The sequence below is a fragment of the Paraglaciecola sp. genome (assembly GCF_051252315.1).
Lineage (GTDB): Bacteria > Pseudomonadota > Gammaproteobacteria > Enterobacterales > Alteromonadaceae > Paraglaciecola.
Genome location: NZ_JBPOFP010000178.1, coordinates 1 through 6,019, shown reverse-complemented (window position 1 = coordinate 6,019; position 6,019 = coordinate 1). Strand labels below are relative to the sequence as shown.

Below are 6,019 nucleotides of genomic sequence, written 5' to 3'. Positions count from 1 at the left end.
TATCCGATAAGCGTTTACTAGCCACGCCATTACAAGCTGAAGATCAGTTGTACGTGTTTAGTAAAAATCAAGATCGCGCTGATGCATTAGCGCCGGTAATGGCAAGACTTGCTAGTCAAGCCACCAAAGACATTGATAATCAACTGATTACTATTTCTGGCGAGGTGCGTTTTCCTGGTGTGTATCCTTACTCAACGAATATGCGCATTCCTGATCTGGTGTCCGCTGCCGGTGGTTTAACCGAATCTGCGTATTTGGATGAGATGGAAATCTCACGTTTTTATACGGATAAAAAAACCGTAGCAGGGCGCAATACTTTCATTCAAAAATTATCTGATGAAATGGCAGATAGCATAACGACATTACAAGCCAAAGATGTCGTGCAAATTAGACGTATCCCGCAGTGGTATGAAGAAAAATACGTAGAGTTATCTGGTGAGTTTACTTTCCCTGGTCGTTATTTAGTACGCGATGGGGATTCACTCAAAGACGTGATTGAGCGTGCCGGTGGGTTTACCGATTTAGCGTATCCGGGGGCAGCCGTGTTTATTCGTGAATCCGTTGCAACCAAAAACCAACAAGAGTTAAAGCGCCTAGAAAAAGCTCTAGGCAAACAACTTGAGATCGCGATGGCAGCTAAAGCCATGACGGCGACGATTGGCGCTCAAGCCACGGCACCAGATATGGACAAGATCACTAATTTGATTGAGCCTGGCGATATGGCCGGGTTAGGGCGGGTAGCGATTGATCTAATGGCACAGTTTAGTGGTGAGCAGGACCAAGTTGAAGTATTTCCAAATGACACGTTGTTTGTGCCAAGAAAGCCAGCCACAGTGCAGATATTAGGAGAAGTACAAATGAACTCTGCGCATGTGTTTGATAGTGAGCTGAGCTTAGCCGAATATCTTGAATTAGCCGGTGGTACAACGCAATACGCGGATGATGGTGCGGTATATGTAATACGTGCAGATGGTCGCGTGGTTCGTCCAGGCAATAATTGGTTTAGTTATGCCGATAGCCAAATTCAACCAGGTGATACGATTGTGGTGCCGTTAGATATCAACTTACGTGATAACTTAGGCTTATGGCAACAAGTGACACAGATCATTTATAACAGTGCGGTTGCCGTTGCTGCAATCCGTGGTTTATAAGGAGTTGGCTATGACACGCAATACCAATGAGCACTCACAAACGGGTTCAAATGCTAGTTCTAACACTGGTTCGAATATTAGCCCACATCACAGCCAGATAGAGGATGATGAAATCGATTTGCGAGAGCTGTTTGCCACTATATGGGCAGGTAAGTTGTTAATCATCGGGATAACCAGCCTGTTTGCTGTGCTAGCAGTTGTGTATGCACTGATGCAACCCAATATTTATCGCTCTGAAGCATTGTTATCTCCCGTACAGGCTGGCGATAGTGCATCGTCATTAGCCAGTAAGTTTGGAGGCTTGGCGTCCTTAGCTGGCGTGAGCTTGCCCGGTGGCGGCGGTGCCGATAAAACCGCATTTGCGATTGAGTATATTAAATCTCGTGCATTCTTAACGACGTTTATCAACAAACATCCCGATGTGTTACCCGAGCTGATGGCCATTGATAAATGGAACGCGGGTAATAATACCATTAGCTATGATACTGAAATATTTGATGCTGAGACAGGTGAGTGGGTAAGAGAAGTGGATTTTCCCAAACAACCTAAGCCAAGTGTACAAGAAGCCCATATTGTATTTAAACAGCAATTATCCATTGCTCAAGATAAAGACAGTGGATTTGTCACTTTGGCGATTGAGCATCAATCCCCGTATGTGGCAGAAAAATGGGTGAGTTGGTTAATTCGAGATGTCAATGATGCACTGCGCGACAATGATGTGGCTCAAGCAGAGCGTTCGATTGAGTATCTGCAATCAGAAATCAACAATACGTCATTATCAGAGATGCGTTCGAGTTTATTTGATTTGGTACAATCACAAACTCAAACCATTATGCTAGCTAATGCGAGTCCTGAGTACATATTTAAGACGCTGGACCCAGCAGTGGTGCCTGAGCTCAAAGCCAAGCCAAAACGTGCGTTAATTGCCGTGTTAGGGATAATGCTCGGTGGCATGCTAGGTGTGTTGATTGTGCTCGTGAGACATTTTATGAATAAAGACGAAGGCGCAGAAGCCTAATCCTTTTTGAGATGAAAATGGTTTCTTACATAGGTATGGCTACTGGAGATCCAGAGGCCATTTTTTTTGTAAATAATTCCTATTTCTAAGACTATTTCTTATTGTGTGTATACTGCATATTTGCTATTGTTCACGCATTGAACAAATAAACTTTTTTTAGTGTATTCTCATTAATTTATAAATAATTTTTTCAAGGAAATCACCTAATAAACAGAGTATTTCCTTGCGGTAGCCTGCACGAAACAAAATTAATACATTGCTTGAACCATTACTAAGGACAAAAGTTGTCTCCTACCCAACGCGAATTTGTACGTTTTAAAGTCTTGCAAGCGATTGAACACAATCCTGCTGCAAGTCAGCGTGAGCTATCCAAAGAGTTAGGTGTGAGTTTAGGCAGTGTCAATTATTGTATAAAGGCGTTAGTGGATAAAGGATTGATTAAGGTCGATAACTTTGTCAAATCAGATAATAAGCGGGGCTATGCCTATTATTTAACGCCACAAGGAATATTGGAGAAAGGTGAGATAACCGGCCAATTCTTGAAACGTAAAAAAGAAGAATATGCATTGTTAAAGGCTGAGATTGCAGAGTTACAGGCTGAGATTGAAAAGGCTGATAATGTTAACTATAACAGTCATATATCTTAGATTTGACACTATATATCATCAATAAGCGATAGTGGGCATTATAGAACTTTAAAACTTTATTTATTTCAAATGTTTGCACGTTTAAATGGATGAGCATTTGTTAAGTACTCAGATCGGTCCCACTTGATGTATGATTTATTTTTACTAATTAATAATTATAAATAAGGCCTATTGGGACTGTTTTCAATAAAACAGTAAATCCTAGTTTCTATGCAGGTTAGCGAAGATTAACTTGTCTCAAAATGGATAAAAAGTGTCTCACTCAATGATATATATCTGAACTTTAATATTGAAAAAGCTCAATGTTGTTTAACTTTATTTTCTAAGAATACCCCCAATGTTACCTTTTGAAACCTTCAAAACAATCATCAAACATACTCCGTTAATCTCAATTGACCTGATAGTTTCTGACCAAAAAGGTCGTATTCTGCTCGGTAAACGAAATAACCGTCCAGCACAGGGGGATTGGTTTGTCCCCGGGGGGCGAATACTAAAAGGTGAATCGATGTCAGTCGCATTTAAGCGCTTAACGTTGAACGAAATAGGTGTGGAATTTGATTTTGAGAATGCAAAACTTATTGGACCATTCGAACACTTTTATAAAGACAATGTGAGTGTTGAAGATTTTAGCACGCATTATATTGCCCTTGGCTATCGATTAGAGGTGAATGAAAATTTATTAAAACTGCCTTCAGAACAACACGATGAATATAAGTGGATGTCAGAAGAACAAATACTTAATGATTTACATGTGCATAAGCACAGTCGATGGTATTTCAACTCTTCAGCAACATAAGTGAACGATAAAAATACAGTAATCTGAAACAATAATTTAGGAACGAATTATGATTTTACCCGTTATTATGGCTGGCGGAAATGGCAGTCGATTATGGCCTCTTTCTCGTGAGCTTTACCCTAAACAGTTTTTAACCGTTTCAGGTGAGTTATCGATGCTTCAACAAACAGTCGCTCGCTTAACCGGTATGGAACATCATGCACCATTACTTATTTGTAATGAAGAACATCGTTTTATTGCTGCAGAGCAAATTCGATTAGGTGGCTTTGCCCACAGCGGCATTATATTGGAACCCGTTGGTCGAAATACGGCCCCTGCTATAGCTTTAGCTGCTTTGCAAGCATTAAAAAATGCTGAGCAAGATGAAGACCCCATTTTATTAGTGCTTGCTGCAGATCATTTAATTGAAGATACGTCAGCATTTCAAAAATCAGTTGGTAAAGCATTACCTTTTGCTAAAGATGGTAAATTAGTGACCTTTGGTATTGTACCAACTGTTCCAGAAACGGGTTATGGCTATATTAAAGCGGGTCAGCCTCAGGGTGTTGCATTTACAGTTGCACAGTTTGTGGAAAAACCTGATTTAAATACCGCGCAGGGCTATCTTGCTAGCGGTGATTACTACTGGAATAGTGGTATGTTTCTATTAAAGGCTTCTCGCTATCTCGAGGAACTAAAAAAACATAGCCCAGAAATACTACTCGCTTGTGAAGAGTCTATGCAAGAAAATACGAATGATATGGATTTTGTTCGAGTGAATATAGAAGCATTCCAACGTTGTCCAGATGACTCGATAGATTATGCTGTGATGGAAAAAACAGACTCTTCGATGGTGATCCCTATGGATGCAGGTTGGAGTGATGTCGGATCTTGGTCTGCACTTTGGGAAGTATCCGAAAAAGATGAAAATAATAATGTCATCAAAGGTGATGTTATATCGGTTAATTCGGCAAACAACTATCTGTATTCTAATAACAAACTCATTGCCGTTGTTGGCATTGATAACTTGGTTGTAGTTGAAACTAAAGATGCCATTTTAGTGGCCCATAAAGAACAAGTGCAAGATGTCAAAACGATAGTAAATCATCTAAAAGCGGTAGGGCGTACAGAACATAAAATACACCGTGAAGTATACCGCCCTTGGGGGAAGTATGATTCATTGGATATTGGTAGTCGCGATCAGGTTAAGCGTATTACAGTAAAACCTGGTGCTAAGTTATCTATTCAAATGCATCATCATCGAGCTGAACACTGGATTGTGGTGTCTGGCACAGCGAAGGTCACTAATGGTGAGCAAACGATATTGTTAACTGAAAATGAGTCAACTTATATTCCGATTGGTCAAATACATGCGCTAGAGAATCCCGGAGTACTTCCGCTTGAGTTGATTGAGGTTCAATCCGGATCGTACCTGGGTGAAGATGATATCGTTCGATTTGAAGACCGTTACGGACGTATCTAAGGGATAACATGTCAAATAATTCAACATTAATTAGCTCATCAGTTATTGCTCAAAGTGGCATTGCTTTCGGAACCAGTGGTGCACGTGGTTTAGTGACACAATTTACACCAGATGTTTGTGCGGCATTTTCCCTTGCATTTATTTCCGGGATACAGCGCATTTTGCTTTTGCACAAGTAGCTATAGCAATCGACAACCGACCAAGTAGCTACGCCATCGCTATGGCGTGTGCAGCGTCATTAAAACAAGTTGGTATAGAAGTTATTTATTACGGCGTAGTTCCCACCCCTGCATTAGCTTATGCCGCACAAGAAAATGGAATTCCTGCCATTATGGTAACAGGGAGTCATATTCCATTTGATCGTAATGGTTTTAAATTTTATCGTCCCGATTGTGAAATCAATAAAGCTGATGAACAAGTTATAAATAATGCACAAATTGAATTTACTAAGTTAACAACACTAGCAGACTTAACTGTAAATGATCGTGCGGCTGAGGATTATATAACCCGTTATACTTCACTGTTTGATTCACCATGGTTGACTGGAATACGCATAGGTATTTATGAACATTCAAGTGCAGGTCGGGATCTTTATTATCGAATTTTTGAAAGCCTAGGTGCCGAAGTTATTGCATTAGAAAGGACAGAATATTTCGTTCCTATCGATACAGAAGCTGTTTCAGAAGACGATACATTAAAAGCGATCAATTGGGCTAAAGAACACAATTTAGATGCAGTATTTTCAACCGATGGTGATGGCGACCGTCCATTAATATCTGATGAAAATGGTAACTGGCTCCGTGGTGACATTCTCGGTATATTGTGTGCCGAAGTATTAAATATTGAAGCTTTAGCTGTGCCTGTAAGTTGTAATACCGCAATTGAGCGATGTAAAAAATTTAAACACGTTAAAAGAACGAAAATAGGCTCGCCTTATGTAATAGC

General features: G+C 40.2%; 5 protein-coding genes and 1 pseudogene. All 6 read left to right on the top strand.

Translation table 11 applies throughout. From position 1 onward, the window contains the following. On the top strand, window positions 1-1,151 hold a 1,151-nt coding region (locus ACSHXM_RS20515), incomplete at its 5' end, for an SLBB domain-containing protein (RefSeq protein ID WP_435692040.1). A 10-nt stretch (window positions 1,152-1,161) separates the two neighbouring features. Then, window positions 1,162-2,169 carry a Wzz/FepE/Etk N-terminal domain-containing protein gene (locus ACSHXM_RS20510; protein WP_435692038.1) on the top strand — a complete coding sequence of 336 codons (1,008 nt, stop codon included), beginning with the start codon at window positions 1,162-1,164 and terminating at the stop codon, window positions 2,167-2,169. Between the two features lie 284 nt (window positions 2,170-2,453). Beyond that, window positions 2,454-2,816: a MarR family EPS-associated transcriptional regulator gene (locus ACSHXM_RS20505; RefSeq protein WP_435692036.1), complete on the top strand. Its 363-nt coding sequence runs from the start codon at window positions 2,454-2,456 to the stop codon at window positions 2,814-2,816. Between the two features lie 337 nt (window positions 2,817-3,153). Next, a complete protein-coding gene (locus ACSHXM_RS20500; protein WP_435692034.1) occupies window positions 3,154-3,612 on the top strand; it encodes a GDP-mannose mannosyl hydrolase in 459 nt (152 codons plus the stop codon). A gap of 49 nt (window positions 3,613-3,661) precedes the next feature. Further along, window positions 3,662-5,074 carry a mannose-1-phosphate guanylyltransferase/mannose-6-phosphate isomerase gene (locus ACSHXM_RS20495; RefSeq protein ID WP_435692032.1) on the top strand — a complete coding sequence of 471 codons (1,413 nt, stop codon included), beginning with the start codon at window positions 3,662-3,664 and terminating at the stop codon, window positions 5,072-5,074. Window positions 5,075-5,082: 8 nt separating this feature from the next. Further along, a pseudogene (locus tag ACSHXM_RS20490) lies at window positions 5,083-6,019 on the top strand (phosphomannomutase); the annotation flags it as partial.